The sequence below is a fragment of the Spirosoma sp. SC4-14 genome (genome assembly GCF_037201965.1).
Taxonomy (GTDB): domain Bacteria; phylum Bacteroidota; class Bacteroidia; order Cytophagales; family Spirosomataceae; genus Spirosoma.
The window spans coordinates 5,231,385-5,247,897 of the sequence record NZ_CP147518.1; the positions used below are offsets into that span (position 1 = coordinate 5,231,385).

Below are 16,513 nucleotides of genomic sequence, written 5' to 3' on the forward strand. Positions count from 1 at the left end.
ACACTACATTACAGACCAAAATCCAGTATCGTTCATCCAGCATTGAGTGTTTTCTCTCCTACGTCCTTTATGCCAGAGATCAGGAAAATTCTAGTAGCCAACCGGGGCGAAATTGCGCTCCGAATTATGCGTACAGCCCGTGAAATGGGCATTAAAACGGTAGCTATTTACTCAGAAGCCGACCGGAATGCCCTACACGTTCGTTATGCCGACGAGGCTGTTTGTGTAGGTCCGGCCCCTTCATCCGAATCGTATCTGAAAGCCGATGCCATTATCGATGTGTGTCGTCAGCTCAATGTCGATGCCATACACCCCGGCTACGGTTTCTTATCCGAAAATGCTAATTTCTCCCGAATAGTCCGCGAAGCTGGCCTGATTTTTATTGGCCCCTCGCCCGAAAGTATCGAAATTATGGGCAGCAAGCTGGCCGCTAAGGCCGCCGTGGCTCACTATAACATTCCGATGGTGCCAGGTACGCCGTCGGCTATTACCAACCGCGACGAAGCGAAAGCGATCTCGGCCAGAATTGGCTATCCTATTCTGATTAAAGCCAGTGCCGGGGGCGGAGGCAAAGGGATGCGGGTGGTCGAACGGGAAGCCGACTTCGACGAGCAGATGGATCGTGCCGTGAGTGAAGCATTGTCGGCCTTTGGCGATGGGTCGGTGTTTATCGAAAAATATGTCACCTCGCCCCGGCACGTAGAAATTCAGGTACTCGGCGATCAGCACGGCACTATTATTCATCTGTTCGAGCGCGAATGCTCTGTGCAGCGTCGTCATCAGAAAGTAGTTGAAGAAGCGCCATCGGCCATCCTGACTCCCGAAATCCGAGAGGCTATGGGCCAGGCGGCTGTTGATGTGGCACGGGCCTGTGGGTACTACGGAGCCGGAACGGTTGAGTTTATCGTTGATGATCAACTCAATTTCTATTTTCTCGAAATGAATACCCGCCTGCAGGTTGAGCACCCCGTAACGGAGCTTATTACGGGCGTCGATCTGGTTAAGCAGATGATTTATATTGCCGAAGGAAAACCGCTAACCATTCGGCAGGACGACTTACGCATTAAAGGGCACGCAGTGGAGGTTCGGGTGTATGCCGAAGATCCGGCCAATAACTTTCTACCCGACGTGGGCACGCTCGAAACCTACGTTCGGCCACAAGGCAATGGAGTGCGGGTAGATGATGGTTTTGAACAGGGCATGGCGATTCCGATTTATTACGACCCGATGATTGCCAAATTGATTACGTATGGCGACTCGCGCGCTGAGGCCATTCAGAAGATGATCCGCGCCATCGATGAATACCAGATTTCGGGCGTTCAAACAACACTTCCCTTTTGTCGGTTTGTGATGGAACACGATGCCTTTCGATCGGGCCAGTTCGATACGGGCTTCGTTACAAAATATTTTACGCCCGATAAGCTACTGGCGGCTACCGATCCGAACGAAGCTGAGTTAGGGGCAATACTGGCGGCATGGCTGCTGAACAATCAAAAACCAGCTACGCATACAACTGGTATTGAGGTGACCCGGCAGCGCAGCAACTGGAAAACCAATCGGCTCGGATAACTGGTTGGGAGGCTCAGTACTCGGGGTGTCCATCATTAGGTTTTTATACTTTTCTGCTTTCATAAACGGGCAGCCCTCACACGTTTAAACATTGCCCCTGATCGTATGAAAAAATTCCTGTTTGTGCTGGCCGTTCTGTTGTCTGGCCTGTTTATGAATCTGACTGTTCGGCCAGTTGCCAATGGCTGGGTAAGTATTTTTGATGGTAAAACCCTTAACGGCTGGAAAGTTGGCGATAATGCCTCCACGTTCAGTGTCGAAGATGGTGCCATTGTTGTTCATGGCCCACGGGCGCATTTGTTTTATGAAGGCCCCGTTGGTAATCACAATTTCAAAAACTTCGAATGGAAAGCTCAGGTTAAAACCACACCAGGCTCCAATTCGGGTATGTTTATCCATACCGAATATCAGGAAACTGGCTGGCCTTCGAAAGGCTACGAAATTCAGGTAAATCAGTCGCATACCGACTGGCGGAAAACCGGTAGTGTATACGGGCTTCAGGATGTGAAAGATGTGTTTGTGAAAGACGATGAATGGTACACCGAACACATCATTGTTCAGGGCAAAAAAGTAACCGTTAAAATCAACGACAAAACCATTAACGAATATACCGAGCCCGAGAGCCGCAGCAACGGCACCGATCCCAAACGACTGAGCAGCGGTACGGTTGCCTTGCAGGGCCACGACCCCAAGAGTATGGTGTATTACAAAGACATACAGATTAAAATACTGCCCGATTAAGTCCAATCGAGCCCAAGGTCGGCAAAAAACGGTGATGGTGCTTATTTACGTACCATCACCGTTTTGGTCTTTTCAGACTTGTGCGGTACCACCCTCTATACGTAGTTAGCGCCCTTATTAAAAGTAATAATTAAGCCCTACACTAAACTGCCACCTATTAAAATTATCGGGTGGGGTAAGACCAGTGTAAGTAACAATGGTACTACTCGACCAGCTACGCCCAGCCATCGCTTCAACAGCCCATCGCTTCCCCACTCGGTACTGGGCTCCTAGCCCTACTTCTGTTTGCCAGATTCGGGCGACTGTTGTAGGCGCATCGGACTTCATCCGAAGGGTACTTTGTCCGTAAGTAGACCCTAACTGAGCAAATACCGCTATCCGTTTCCCACGAAGAAAATAGTAGCGCGTTGATAGACCTCCTCCCAGCAACCTATAGTCGGGCTTATTAACCGTTTGCGGATAGATGTTGCTCACAACATAACGACCTTCGGCAGCAATGGACCAGCCGTTAGCGATGAAATACTGAACACGGGGAGACAGATAGTTGGTCGTGGGATAAGTTCCCCGGTGGCCTTGCCCAACACTGACTCCTATGTTGACATGGCCTCTTCCTAATAAATCCTGCTGCTTATCATCAATCAGCGTTTGCGTTTTTCCTGCCAGAGGTAATACTAACCCCACTACGAATAGATACTTTTTCATCTCAGCTATAGTTTGTTCATTATAGAGAGATTGTAAAAGCGCATAGCGTTGTAGAGCATCGGAGGGGTTTAAGTCTTTTTAACACCTGCCTTGTAGCAAGCCCGACAAAGCACCTCCTTTTTGCGGTTTTGCCATCTCGTTAGTTTACCCGAACAGGATCATGAACTTTCGGTCTGGCGGCCGAACGGGCTTTCAGAAAATAAATATCATAGTTGTATTTAACCTGTCGATAGAGATGCCTCACTAAAACCAGCAACTGATTTTTACTGATTGTTCGTTTTTTCTGCGTATAGGTGCTAGGTTCTTCCTGGGTGTTTCGCTGGGTAAACAATTGCTGATAATCGTTATAAAACAGCCCTCTGCCTTTATGCTGAATAAACGATATGCACATTCTATACTCGGTTTTGTCGGGTGCCAGTCCTTCTACATATCGTCCAAAACGCTCCGAAAATGAACTACGACGGAGATGTGGATGATCGCTATAGTAATACACTTTCGTATATCGGGTGGCCAACGGAGGAATAACCATCTCCGAATATAACTCATTATAAGGGCGTAGGTAAGGATACGGGATATAGGAATAGAAGCGAATAATATCGAATTCGGTACGCTCTCTGAACAGGGCTAAGGCATCGACAAAGGTATCGGGGAATAAGGCCGATGGCTCAAAATCCTCCTGCACATATAAGGTATATGGCGTATGAACAGCATCCTGGCCTTTGTTGATGTTATTGCCCAGGCCTTTATTGACAGGTGTTGTAATAAGGCGAAAATCAAATTCAGGCTGAAGTTCTCTCAGATGCTGAAGGTGCGTTTCCTTACTACCATCATCCGATACGACAATATCCCCAAACGTGCAGGCCAGTGCCCGAAACGTTGAGAGCAGGTTTTGTAACGACTGACTTCGATTATAATGGGTTATCAGTAAGGTAACATCGGGGAAATAATACGATTGCGGCATAGTTTGCTTATGGTAGGGAGTTATCGGATTTGTCTTTTCATTCTTCTATCGAACCAGCACCACTCGCCCGCTGCGCGTTACGTGCCGTTCCTGATTCAGCGTATCGAGAACAGTATAGTCAATTGTCCAGGCATAAATTCCTTCCAGACAGGGCTGGTTTTTGTACGTTCCATTCCAGTATATGTCTGGCTGATGGCTCACAAAAATCAGGCTTCCCCAACGGTCATATACCCGAAACGCATAGCGCGAAAAATTACCGGGATGAAGTACAACAAGCTCATCATTAATCGAGTCGTTGTTTGGCGAAAAAGCATCCGGTACGAAAACATCTTCTAGACGGCAATTCTGCGTAACAACCTCAATAGTGTCGCGATAGAGGCAACCGTTCAGATTCGTTTCGAGCCAGTAGCTTCCGGGTGTATCAATGCGCAACTGCTGAGTCGACGTTTGATTCGACCAGACATAGGTAGTGCCAGCCGGGAGGTTTGCTGGCACCTGCACCGTTTGCGAAGCACCTTCGCAGAGCACTAAATCGTCGCCCAGCGTGAAGGGAGCATCAGGCCGACCATTGACGATCAACACATTCGACTCTGTAGAGCACTGCGACCGCCCAATGGCATCGGCATTAATGGGCTGCGCATTTCGGAGCCGATAATACGTTTTGCCCGCACGAACCGGGTTAATCGTATACGTCGCCTGTCCGCTACCGGGAGCAGTTGTCCAGTTTATAGTATCCAGGCTTTGCTGCCACAAATAAACCGGGTTAGGATATCCCGTAGCCGTACCAACCGTTAGTGGCAGTGACGTATTAGTGCAGACGGTTGTTTCTGATACGGGCGCTCCCACAAATTGAATGCTCAGGTCGGGATGTACGGGCCGAAAGCCAATATCGTCGATGGCCAAATCGTTACCACAGCCACCTAAACCTTTGTTGATCAGCTTAACAACAATGTCATTTGTATTGGTTTGAATTACGAACTGCATAGTTAATTGAACCCAAACCGGGGCTGTCGTACGCGGTATGGCAGGTTGCACTACTTCTTTAATGAGTGTGCCATCGGTCTGCTCCACCCGCATGGCAATAATCGGATTACGCAGGTTGTAGCCATCGCAGGCCCCTGGCTCCAGCACTTTATTAATGTTCAGTACCCATAACGAAAACTCGTAGGTAACCCCAGGGCAAAGGCCGGATGCTTTCTGGCTATAGAACTCACTGGGCTGATACGATGCATTCACAACAAACATATTGCCCCGAACATCGTTCGGTGTGTGGTCTTCAGGAACATGATGCCAGGCATCGCCATGACAACTAGCCGCTATAGTATCCATCACGTTATATTCGCCGTCGTCGGGACAGGCAATTGGTTTATAGCTAAAGTTGGTTTGCCCTTGAGGTAGAGCTCCGCGTGTTCCAGCGCCAAAGGTTTCACAAATAATAGCCCCTGGACTACACTGTGCCCAGGCCGCATTCAGCGACATAAGCCATGCCAGACTCCACCAGCAAAATGCCCTTCCCGATAATAGTCCGACATGATTCACGACCATACGCTACCCAAAACAGTAGGCTTAGGGGTTTACCGATGTCTTCGTATCATGCGGTGGCTGGGCAACAAACATGCTGCTCAGCCTTCGTAATTCCAGCGCTATTTTTAAAAACAGTGTCCGCGAAAAGCTGCCATCTTTTTCGAGTGTTCGCGTACCGGTCCAGGCGCGGGCTCTGGATGCTTTCACCTGTTTAACTGTACCGTATTTCATCAGGTCGAAACACATCCGACCATCTTCACCCCTGATTTTGTGCATCACATACCCAATTTTCAGGGCATGTTCGCGCAGATAGCCAATACTGATGCCATAAGCGTTCAGGTGTGGCCGTTTCATGTGCCGCACTTCGGCAATGCCATCTTTTAAGGTCTCCAGTATTGTCAGTTTCCAGCGCGAAAAGCCGGGCGATGGAATAAACGAATACCGTCCATACACACACACTACACCGGGCTGGTGCAACACCGCCATCATTTCATTTACCCAATCGGGTGGATACAAACTATCGGCATCGGCAGTTAGTATGTATTTACCTTTTGCTTCCTCAAGCCCTTTTTGCCGGGCAGGCCCCCATCCCTGAATGGGCTGAAACACAGATCGAATGTTCAGTTTGTCGAGGGTCTTCTGGGTCTGGTCGGTCGAATTGTTGTTGACAACCAGAATTTCAAAGGGTATATCGGTTTTTAGCTTAGCCAGCGATGCAATGCTCCGAAGCACATTCACCTCCTCGTTCCAGGCTGGTATTACGATACTTACCTCGGGCTTAGACTGATCAAAAACACGCAGGTCACGATTAATGGTGTCAAATACTGATTGAGGAATTTCGTCGAACGATGCGTAGGGAAACGTAAACTGGTTTACCCAATCGGGCGCTTTAAAGAGGTTCATAGAGGAATTTCGTTTAGAGATCGTATCAGGCAGTTGCCATATGGGTCGCTACTTTCTGAGGTTTGGCCGACGATGGTGACTGCAGTATCAATTCGATATATCGGTAGGTAAAGACAGACATCAGATGCGTACCCAGGAGGCAGCCACACACATAGGCTAGTTCGCCCAGCGACGAGTGCGGTACCTTAATAATCTTAAACAGCAACAGGTCCAGTACCGATAATACCAGCGTATGGTTGAGGTAATAGGAATACGAAAGTTTGCCCAGAAACTCAAGTCGATTGCTGGCCAGCACTTTCGAAAAAGCACCAGCTTCGCGCGAGAAAACAATAATGACCAACGCAAACAGAAAGGGCATTAGCCAGCTCTCCGAATGCGTAAATTGACTAACAAAATAGATTGTTAAACCGAACAGCAGAATCTCGATTCCAGTACTCTGCCAATACGTATAGGCAAAAGATAGTTGCTGGCTCAGCCGGTAAGCGAGCATCCCGATCAGAAAACTATACAAACACCGCACAATACCATAGTCGTATGTATAGATGATATTGCCCTGATGACTGATAATGAACCAGGCCAGCAGGCTAAAGCATATACTACAGATAACGAGCAGGTTCTTTCGGAATAACACCAGACAGATAGCCCAGATAATATAAGTATAAAACTCAACGCTAATGCTCCAGCTAGGTCCGTTCCAGGTTACTGTATCGAACAAATCCAGCGCCTGAGTTAGCGTTAGGTTGCTGATAAACGCCAGCAAGGTTCGGTCGGGGCCAAAAATGGTATTCGATAAGTGAACAACATACCGATCAATGCCATACCGAAAGGTTTCGAAGAACAATAGCAGAAAAAGCGTGAACAGATGCAGCGGATATAATCGTTTGAATCGGCGAACAACAAACGGCTTTATGCTCGACAGGTTGTTGATTTTAGCATAGTTACTGTGTGTCATCACGAATCCTGATAACACAAAAAAGAAATCAACGAAAATATCGCTTTTGGCAACAAACGAACTTCCCGACAATAGGTCGAGATGCTGTAGATGAAACAAAATTACCATCACAGCCGCCATTCCCCGAAATGAATCAACCGCACGAAATCTCATACCACAAGCTGTTTATGATCAACAGGATTTGCCACCGATCTATACACATCCAGTGTTTGGTCGATGGATTTTTGAAGGGGAAAATCGGCCAGCCGTCGGGTACCCCGCTCAACAAGCCGGGCTTTCAGAGCCGAATCGGTGAGCAGCGTTTCCAGGTTGTAAATCAGATCGTCGATTGAAGTGGGATTGAAGTATACAGCCGCATCGGTAGCAACCTCCCGAAAACACTCCGTATCGCTCAACAAAATAGGGCAACCGGCTTTGAAGGCTTCCAGAATTGGCAGGCCAAAGCCTTCGTAGAGCGAGGGATAAACAAACAACTGCGCATTCTGATACAGAAAGTTCAGTTGCTCGTCGGTGGCATTGATATGCCGAACCCGCTCCGTCAACTGTAGCCGGTGCAGAAACTCCCGGTCGGCCACTTCCAGTTTGCCTCCACCCGTCAAGATCACATGCAGGTCCGGAAACCGATTCATAACCTCACGCATGGCATTCATAAACAGGTAGAAATTTTTGTATCCGCTCCGGTCGCCCACAAACAGAACATACTGCTCTGGCAGATTAGGTACAGACTGAAGCCTTAAGGGGGTTTCAATATCGATCCCATGATAAATGACTGACACCTTAGCCGGATCGACATCAAAAAAACCAAGCAGGTCGTTTCGGGTCGTATTCGAAATGGCAATGATCGCATCGGCCCGTTCAACATTAAGCCGTTTCTGTTGCGTGAGGGGGTCCTGCGCCCAGAAATACTCGGGCAACCGCTCATAGGTCATATCGTGAATCGTAACGACCAGAGGCTTTTTCAGCGACTTAATAAAATAGGGGTCGTAGTAGGTAGGATGGAATAGATCGAAATCATTTTTTTCCAGTAAGCGCTTGCAGTATAGCTGATTCAGCCGATAATCATACCGTTCGTTCCGATTTAGCACCCGGTCGCTTAGCTTCCCTTTTATGGGTAAAGGCTCGTTTTTGATGTAATGATTTTTGCTATGCATTACTCCCAACTGATATGTAAAATCAGACGAGTGCTTTATTCCCTGAATAATATTGGCGAAGTAGCGGCTGATGCCGCCATACTTCTGGGTGCTGAATTTCTGATGATCGATAAATAATTTAGTCATGGCAAGCAACGGTTGATTCAGTGAGTCGGTCTAAGTCAGATAGCCAGCCAGGTAGGTGGCAGTAAATCTTTTGTATTCCAGGTTGGTTGATTTTTATACCATTGTTTCGGCGTAATCACGAGCTTGTCGGCCTTCGGATTGAGCCAGGCTCCCCACCAGCTGAACGAACTGTTGGCAATGATATGATGATGGCATTGGCTCATGAGCACCAGATCGGCAACATCGCTGTTGAGGCCGGTATTTTCGACATAAACGGCGGAGTCGGGTAGCGGCAAATGCTGCCGAACCCATTCTTTATCGTCGCTGAAAACGTAGAGCAACGGATTAGTAACAGCAGCCGCTAACTGCCTAAGGGCTTCGGTGTAATAGTCGATTCCAACAAAACCAAACGTCTTGCTAAACTCCGGATGATTCACGTAATCGCCCCGCCGAATATGAATCGACACGGGCGTCGGGGTTGTCCGAATCAATTCTTCATACCGCTTAAACTCCGCACTGGGTGTCTTCGTTAGGGTCAGTTCCCGGCGGATGGTATCGGCACTCTCCTTGAAATAGCGCTCCGACTGCCAGAATCCGTCGAGCGTGATACAACTGGCATGAGCCTGCACCACGTTTTCGTTGAAGTGAAAGTGTTTTTCTTTCAGAAACAGACAAAGCGGGGGTAAACTACGGTTGGGTAACAGTTTGGTAGCTTTAGAGAGGTACTGAAAGAGCGAATCCTGCAATTCACGGTAGGGTATCGAAAACTGATCGAGCTTAAAACTTCTTGGGGTATCGGTTTCGTACTGATATCGGTAATAGCTCAGGTCGAGATACAAACCAGTATTGTTTTTCAGGGCAAGCTGCCGGGCAGTTGCATACTGAAAAAGCTGGTTTCCCAAACCACTAGTTATTCTACTAATAATCATAACACTATCACCATTCAGTTTCAACCAATTACTTATTCAAAATTATTGGTTAATATAACAAACGTTTTACCAAAAAAATTAACCTAAAGTCGTTATCTACACCCCCTATCAGGGACATATACGTATTTATTATTACCAAAAACTAAAAATGATCTCCTAAAAAGGGTAATATGTCTTCGCGTGTGCGGGCATGAAGAATTTTGGCTCCCGATAATCGGGGGAAAAGATTTTCGTATTCGTTGAAATGATGTTCCATCCCCCAGTTTGGGTTCGACAGGATGATATTTGTGCCACCGAAGCAACTGGCCAGAGCCGCCGTTCCGCCGTGCATCGATATAAAATGATCGCTGTTGGCGTAGACCATCAATTGCAGATGGTTGTAATTGTTGACGACCGATGGATGATACTGTTTATAGAGATCATCCATCAAAATCACCTCAGGATGCGTTTCACGGAGCCAGGCGTGTTCGTTCAGTTGCAGGGTTTCGCTATTATCCTGAACAATTTGAGTAGGTAGCGGCCGGTTATAAACAATCTGATAATTAGCCCCGCAGGCTTTTATTATTCGATCGAGAGTAGGGATATCCAGGTAATTAATGGGTGGCTGGTCCCACTCGATGTTGTATTTATTGGCAATGACCAGCAGCGGTTTATCATACACAAAAACATCGTTTCGATAGTGCGCTTTATACGGCACCTGCGCCCATTTCCGAAAGCTGTATGAATTGCTGTGTGTCATATTGGGCACATCGTAATGCGCGTATGACTCGGTCCAGACCCGCTTTTCGAAGCGCTCTTCGTGATTGGCACTGAAGAAGTAAAACTCGCGGGTATTTTGGGCGCCAATTGTTTTCTGTAAGGTTCCGTTCAGGTAGTGCCAATAGGCAAATGGAATTACATACCGTAGTTCCTGATCAAATTCGCCATGATAGCTAATGACTTTATACGGCTTTTTCAGCACATAATCCTGCATCAGGTAACGTCCCTGAACCAGCTTACAGTAGTAGTTATCGCGCACAAAATAGGGCAGATCCTTCCGAAGTCCAGGATACTGTAGCCGGGCTACCACATACAGCGATTTAAGGATCAGTTGTTGCATACACATAAACATCAAACTGCTTTACCAAACGTTTTCAATTCAGCCAGTGGCAACTTGAAGCGTAACGTCAGGCCAATGTAAATCAAGGCCCCGATCGCAATCTCTACCGACGTATTAATCACATTAATTGAATCGGCATACGATTTATAGAGCGTAATAGCCCCCACCATTGCCAGGCAGAACAGAAAAGGTTTTGTGAAATTCTGGAAGAACTCGCCCAAAAACGCCCCTATCAATGTGTGAACAATCCGGAAATTAAGAATCAGGTTTATGAACGTAGCCGTCAGAAACGCCATGGCAATGCCAACAACGCCCCATTCGTGGCCAAACCAGTAAACAAGTGGAATTTTAACGGCCAGGGTAGCTACATTTAACAAGAACAGCAGCTTTGGCTTTCCTTTCGAAAAAGCCAGCGTAAACAGCGGGTTGCTTAGGGCAGAAAACATACTGACGAAAACAAAAATCCGGATCAGCAAAATGGTTGGTTCCCAGCCGGGGCCATAAAATAAAGGCACTACGCTATCGGCTGTCACGAACAAACCAGCCAGCAGCGGCAGATTTACATAACTCATCAGATCCAGAATGGCCAGATACGACTTCCTGAGTTCGTTAGTATCGCCCTTGAACTTAGCCAGAATAGGATAAGCCACCTGCAAAATAATTGGGCTCAGCCGGGTAATCGGAAACACTGCCAGTTGCGAGGCCAGCGCATAGTAACCCAGTGGTTTTACACCGAGCAAACCGCCCACCAGAATGTTATCGTAGTTGGCCTGAATAAAACCGACAATACCATCCCCTACGTTGTAGAGACCAAACCGCAGATGGTCTTTAATAAGGCTGAGGTCAAATTTCAGCATGGGCGTAAATAATTGGGCGCCAAAAACCATCTGCAATACCGACTTGGCCGTTTGCTGAGCAAGCTGACCAAAAATCAGCGACAGTTCGGCAAAACCGTTGTAGGCAAGCAACAGCGTAACACTGGTACCTACAATGGTACCCGTAATGTCGATGCTCGCTACGGCCTTGAAGCGAAGTTCTTTCTGAAGCAGAAACAGATAGATCTGCCCGACATACACGATGATGAAATACAGCGACGATAGCTTGATCACATTTTCGAGCCGGGGCTCTTTATAATAAGCAGCAACCAGCGGCCATGAGAAAAAGACGACAATACCAATAAATAAGCCTAATCCCAGATTGAGCAGATAAATCGTTGATAACACCTGGCGATCTTCTTCCTGTTTATAAATAATGGAATTTGAAAAGCCCAGATTGGCGAAAATAGAAAAGAAGGCAATCAGCAGTGTACTGACACTCACAATCCCAAATACCGATGGTTCCAGCAACCGGGCCAGAATGGCGACCTGCCCGAACTGAAAAATCGTAGAAATGACCGTGGACGTACTCATCCATTTACCGCCACTAATTGCCTGTTGTTTATGACTCATCGGGACTGTCGGGCAAGTGCTTTTTCATTAGACGATGTCGAGGCTCCAGGTATCACTTCATTTGGTTCAGAATACCGTTTTGTACGAACCACTCCCTGCTGAATATCGCCCACTGTTGGTGCATCGGTATCGCCATCTTCAACTTTATTGAGCGCAATCAGCACCGTGTGTTTTGCTGCTTTTGTATAGAGATTAAACAGTTGCTTATCGCGTCGGCCCCAAATGGTATGAACCGTTAGCACCATAAGCGACACCGCACTCCGATGAACGAGATGAAGGGGAATAGGACTTCCAACCAGTGCCGGTAGTTCCAGAATGATTTTATCGAACTGGGTAGTCGACAAGGTATCGTCGCCCGCCAGCAGGTCTTCGGGTTCGTGCACGTTCATGAAGTTTGGGTGCAGTTCGTAGGGCAAAAAATAAATACCCTCCTGCTCAAACTTCTGGTCATTTTCCGACAGTTTGGGATAGCAGTAAGCCACTTGCTCGCCCGATTCGGCATAGAGCCGGGCCAGCCCATGCGCAAACCAGGTTTTGCCCTGTCTGGCCCGCATACTGAATAAAACAACCAGAGGTGGCTGTGCCGCTTTTTTCCGATGCTCGATCTCGATATTAATGGCATTGCCCAACTGCTCGAACATACTAACTGCCGCACGACTGGCTTTCGACTTGACAGCGAATTTTTTAACTGTCGGAAAAACCGCCGAAACAGCGCTTCCAATACGCTGCTCAGCCTGATCGAGCGAATTGATCCGCTTGTCGGTCCATAACCGAATGGCAGCCAACAGCAACGCAATTACCAGGCCTGCACCTGCCCCAACAGCCATAAACAGTAAGCGTTTGGCAGGCTGGGGCGAAAACGGAAATACGGGCGGATCGAGCACCGATAGCGATCCATCAATCGTAATATCCTGCCGATGCGTATTGGCCAGATTCAGCGATTGCACCAGACCCAGATACTCTTTTTCGGCAACTTCCATGTCGCGGGTAAGCTGCCGCTGCTCCGATTCAAGTGGTGTGAAGGAGGTCGACTCTTTCTGGTAGTCGTCCAGTCTTTTTTTCACTACGGCCATACGAGCCCCCGACTCTTCGTATTCGAGCACTTTAGCCAGCCATTCATTAATGAGCCGCTGTTTAGGAACCGATTCGGCCGTATTATCGGCTGCAAAATAGGTCTGGGCAATTACTTTCAGCTCTTCCGACGCTTTATCGATTTTTGCCTGATAGCGATCCAGCACCGATTGTGGCTGACCGTTGGTTCGGGCATTAATCAGTTGTGCTTCAGCATCGGTCAGTTCGGCCTGCTTATCCGTAAGTGCCGTGTTGATTTTCAGCAGATTTCCGCCCCCACTCATCCGCTGATTCAGCGCAGCCATGGCAGCCTTTGCGGCCTGGTTGCGCATAACTTCATCATTATATTCGGTCACCAGTGCTTCGCGCGTGGCCGACCGGGTTTTGAGTTCATCTTCAAAATTGAGCACATTGTGCTGTACATTGAATGCCCGGAGTTTAGCCTCAGCATCGTCGAGCAGTTTTTTAGCTTCCTTGGTTTTCGTTTCATAATACGTTACCACCGGATTTGTTTCGCCCCGCTTCAGAGCCGTATATCGTTCGTTCAACTCGGCAATGGCCAGATTCAGCGTCTGTTGCGCTACTGCCGGATCGGGCGCTTCGTATTCCAGATCGAGCATATCACTGGAGCCCTTCCGAACGGTTTTGAGTTTTTTGCTGATATAGTCTGGCGAGTAATACGAATCAGATTTCTGAATCAGCGTTCTGATCGGGTTATCGGTCTGGCTTCTGGCCAGGCTATCGACCCGCGCAACCGTATAGGCAGGATCACCTTCACGAATCAACGACTGGCGAAAAGCCGACGGAACGGCTTTCTGCAACGACTGAAAACTAGCCGCCGACAGTTCCTGTTCTGCTGGTTTGGCTAACAGCAGATGATGACTCAACAACTTAACGCCAACGTTGAAAAGAGTCTGATTTGAGTTTAGCGTTGTCAAAATATTATCGAAGGCATTGCTAACCCCCGAATAGTCGGTCTGGAAGCCCTCCTGCGCCGAGCGTAGTGAATAACCCGAGGTAAATCCCGTATACAAGGTTGCATTGGTTTTGTAGACCTTGGCTTCATTCCGCATAAAATAATAAACCGCCCCCGCTCCCAACGCCGGAAACAGAATAAACCAAATGAGATGCTGCTTCAGAAGCCGGCCAATTCCCTTCAATGTCATAAGGCTAGTTGCGTTTCAGTTGATGGATAGGAACACCCACAGCCAGCTCAAGCGCATAAAGGCTCTTGATAAACCCGGTTTTCGCCTGTTCTACAGTCGACCGGGTTTCGGCATATCGGTTACTATTAAAAGCATGAGTTTCGGGCGTAATTTTACCTTTCTGAAGTTCAACTTCGGCAATTCGGAACGCAGCCAGCGAAGCCTGATCATCACGAAGCCGTACCTGCAATATTCGCTGAGCCAGTATCAGATCCTGATAGAGGTTAAACAACTCCCGTTTAAGCTGAATTTCGGCAATGTGTCGGCGCTCAACGGTTGCTTCGTAGTTGGCCCGTGCCAGTCGGATTTGTTGCGGACGCCCAAACAGATCATGAATACTGATGGTTACATTCACACCCAGCCGATACCCATTCGAAATTTGCCCTAACTGATCGTTAACATTAGTTCCGGTCGACAAAATAGCCTGATTACCAGTTGAATAGTTTACGTATCCGGCCGCATTCTGAAGAATCTGTAATTTAGCCAGTTGCAAGGCTGCCTGTTGCGAATTTGACACTGCCCCTTCAAATTTGACCGCAGGCGAATAAGCGAGGGCAATTTTGTATATCTCTTCAAACGAAATCAACTGCACCGAAATATCCCGATTAAAATCAAATGTCATACTGTCGAGCTGCGTACTTCCGGCCGGCGTAGTCAGCGACGATGCCGGTGTAGTAGCCTGCCCAAAAACACAATTTACTCCAACGATCAACCCTGCAAGCCCCAGTACCAACGAGTACTTAAAACAAGAAAGTCGGTTCATTATATATTGATTCATGTTGTTTTATTAACAGTATAAATCTATAACATATTTATAGATTTATCAATTTGTTTACTAATGTAAATTGGCCGTATTTTCCTCTACAGTTAGCGATAACTGATTTAATGGTCTGATCTGAAATCTGAGTGTAACGGGCTTATAGGAAAACCCTGCTCATACGGGCTGTTCCTGACGCCAGGCTTTCGGAACCTGCTGAATGACGGCTTCAAATTCAATCGCCCGTTGGGTCCACGAATTGGCCTGTGCCGTATCGACCCGTTGCTGAACTCGTTGCGGGTCAGTATCGGCCAGTGCCCGGCGAAGGGCCAGCGCAAAAGCCTCAGGTGTATCGGCTATCTCGATGATTCCCCCAAAATCGTCCAGAATTGAAAAAGGAGTTGATACAACGGGTAACCCAGCGGCCAGGTATTCGTTAATTTTCAAGGGGTAAATGGTATAGGTATGTTTATTACAAACAAATGGAATAATGCCAGCACTCAATTTTGCCAGTAGTGGTGGAAGTTCTGCCGGTTGACGCGGAGGTATAAAGGTTACATTAGGATAGTTTTTTAACCGATTGGGTAAGGCAGGCTCGTGAACCTCGCCAATAAACTGAAACTCAACATCTGGCATAGTCTGCACGCAATACGCCATCAGGTCAATGTTGATTCGATTATCGGCCGATCCCAGATACCCAACAACAGGTTTTTGGGGCGGGTTTTTCTGTGCTAGTTGCCGGGTTATATTAAACAGATCGAAGTTTGCCCCATTTTTAACACAGAATGTTTGTGGTTGCATTGCCGATTTATCCTGCCGAAGCGTTTCGGAGGTCGTCACTACTGCATCAACACGCTTCAGATAGGCATCTTCATAGCGTTTTCCGTGTCGGCTCATCCAGGGCCCAGCCGTTGTAATTTCGTCGAAGCAATAATAGATGGTGGCGCATTCATTTAGCTTGCCCAGCAACGGCAGTCCAACTACTGGATTGAATGCATTGATTATTAATGGCCTACGCATTTTGAGTCGCTGCATAACACCGCGAATTCCACTGACTAGCCGATCGGTATTCCAATGAAGCAACTGATCATGTGGCCGGGCCGACAACCAGTTTAATGGAAACATCACCGGTGGTGTCCAAACATACAGGTCGCCACCATATTCTGTTTCTATTTTGGTCAATGGGTTATTGAAGTGCATGATTTCCCGAACCGGAATATCGTGCCGCCCAATTACTCCCTGCGTCAGATCTTTCATCGTATAGAGGTAGTCGACAAATAATATCCGATGCCGGGCCGATAGCTCCGTCATAAGCTGTACGACAGCTTTCTGAAAATCGCCTTTCCAGGGAGTCTGCGCAATGCAGATAATGCTATCAAATTGCTTCATAAGAGGT

The 16,513-nt window shown here is 47.6% G+C and carries 14 protein-coding genes; 2 read left to right on the plus strand and 12 right to left on the minus strand.

Annotated features, from left to right (window positions below):
• Positions 1 to 69 precede the first annotated feature (69 nt).
• Together accC and WBJ53_RS21380 are read left to right on the plus strand one after the other, a co-directional pair.
• Positions 70 to 1,569 (plus strand): acetyl-CoA carboxylase biotin carboxylase subunit, encoded by a 1,500-nt coding sequence (gene accC, locus WBJ53_RS21375; protein ID WP_338869905.1) that lies wholly within the window; start codon positions 70 to 72, stop codon positions 1,567 to 1,569.
• A gap of 105 nt (positions 1,570 to 1,674) precedes the next feature.
• Complete coding sequence (locus WBJ53_RS21380; RefSeq protein ID WP_338869907.1) at positions 1,675 to 2,310, plus strand: DUF1080 domain-containing protein; 636 nt, start codon at positions 1,675 to 1,677, stop codon at positions 2,308 to 2,310.
• Positions 2,311 to 2,427: 117 nt separating this feature from the next.
• On the opposite strand, the gene WBJ53_RS21385 is transcribed toward WBJ53_RS21380, so the two are convergent.
• From WBJ53_RS21385 to WBJ53_RS21440, 12 genes are all read right to left on the minus strand, one after another.
• Positions 2,428 to 3,012: a porin family protein gene (locus tag WBJ53_RS21385; protein ID WP_338869909.1), complete on the minus strand. Its 585-nt coding sequence runs from the start codon at positions 3,010 to 3,012 to the stop codon at positions 2,428 to 2,430.
• A gap of 139 nt (positions 3,013 to 3,151) precedes the next feature.
• Positions 3,152 to 3,973: a glycosyltransferase gene (locus WBJ53_RS21390; protein WP_338869911.1), complete on the minus strand. Its 822-nt coding sequence runs from the start codon at positions 3,971 to 3,973 to the stop codon at positions 3,152 to 3,154.
• Between the two features lie 45 nt (positions 3,974 to 4,018).
• Entirely contained in the window at positions 4,019 to 5,518 is a 1,500-nt protein-coding gene (locus tag WBJ53_RS21395) for a gliding motility-associated C-terminal domain-containing protein (protein ID WP_338869913.1), read from the minus strand.
• A gap of 21 nt (positions 5,519 to 5,539) precedes the next feature.
• The gene (locus WBJ53_RS21400; protein WP_338869915.1) at positions 5,540 to 6,400 is read right to left on the minus strand and encodes a glycosyltransferase family 2 protein; all 861 of its coding nucleotides are present in this window, start codon (positions 6,398 to 6,400) and stop codon (positions 5,540 to 5,542) included.
• A gap of 25 nt (positions 6,401 to 6,425) precedes the next feature.
• Positions 6,426 to 7,505 (minus strand): acyltransferase, encoded by a 1,080-nt coding sequence (locus WBJ53_RS21405; RefSeq protein WP_338869917.1) that lies wholly within the window; start codon positions 7,503 to 7,505, stop codon positions 6,426 to 6,428.
• Positions 7,502 to 8,629, minus strand: coding sequence for a glycosyltransferase family 1 protein (locus tag WBJ53_RS21410; protein ID WP_338869919.1), 1,128 nt, complete (start codon positions 8,627 to 8,629; stop codon positions 7,502 to 7,504). The genes WBJ53_RS21405 and WBJ53_RS21410 overlap by 4 nt, the downstream gene beginning before the upstream one ends.
• A gap of 35 nt (positions 8,630 to 8,664) precedes the next feature.
• Positions 8,665 to 9,537 (minus strand): alpha-1,2-fucosyltransferase, encoded by an 873-nt coding sequence (locus tag WBJ53_RS21415; RefSeq protein ID WP_338869921.1) that lies wholly within the window; start codon positions 9,535 to 9,537, stop codon positions 8,665 to 8,667.
• Positions 9,538 to 9,679: 142 nt separating this feature from the next.
• Complete coding sequence (locus WBJ53_RS21420) at positions 9,680 to 10,636, minus strand: hypothetical protein (protein ID WP_338869923.1); 957 nt, start codon at positions 10,634 to 10,636, stop codon at positions 9,680 to 9,682.
• Positions 10,637 to 10,647: 11 nt separating this feature from the next.
• On the minus strand, positions 10,648 to 12,084 hold the full coding sequence (locus tag WBJ53_RS21425) for an MOP flippase family protein (RefSeq protein WP_338869925.1): 1,437 nt from the start codon (positions 12,082 to 12,084) through the stop codon (positions 10,648 to 10,650).
• Positions 12,081 to 14,321 (minus strand): hypothetical protein, encoded by a 2,241-nt coding sequence (locus tag WBJ53_RS21430; protein ID WP_338869927.1) that lies wholly within the window; start codon positions 14,319 to 14,321, stop codon positions 12,081 to 12,083. The genes WBJ53_RS21425 and WBJ53_RS21430 overlap by 4 nt, the downstream gene beginning before the upstream one ends.
• Before the next feature lie 4 nt (positions 14,322 to 14,325).
• Positions 14,326 to 15,123 carry a TolC family protein gene (locus WBJ53_RS21435; RefSeq protein WP_338869929.1) on the minus strand — a complete coding sequence of 266 codons (798 nt, stop codon included), beginning with the start codon at positions 15,121 to 15,123 and terminating at the stop codon, positions 14,326 to 14,328.
• 171 nt (positions 15,124 to 15,294) lie between these two features.
• A complete protein-coding gene (locus WBJ53_RS21440; protein ID WP_338869931.1) occupies positions 15,295 to 16,506 on the minus strand; it encodes a glycosyltransferase in 1,212 nt (403 codons plus the stop codon).
• Between the last annotated feature and the right edge of the window lie 7 nt (positions 16,507 to 16,513).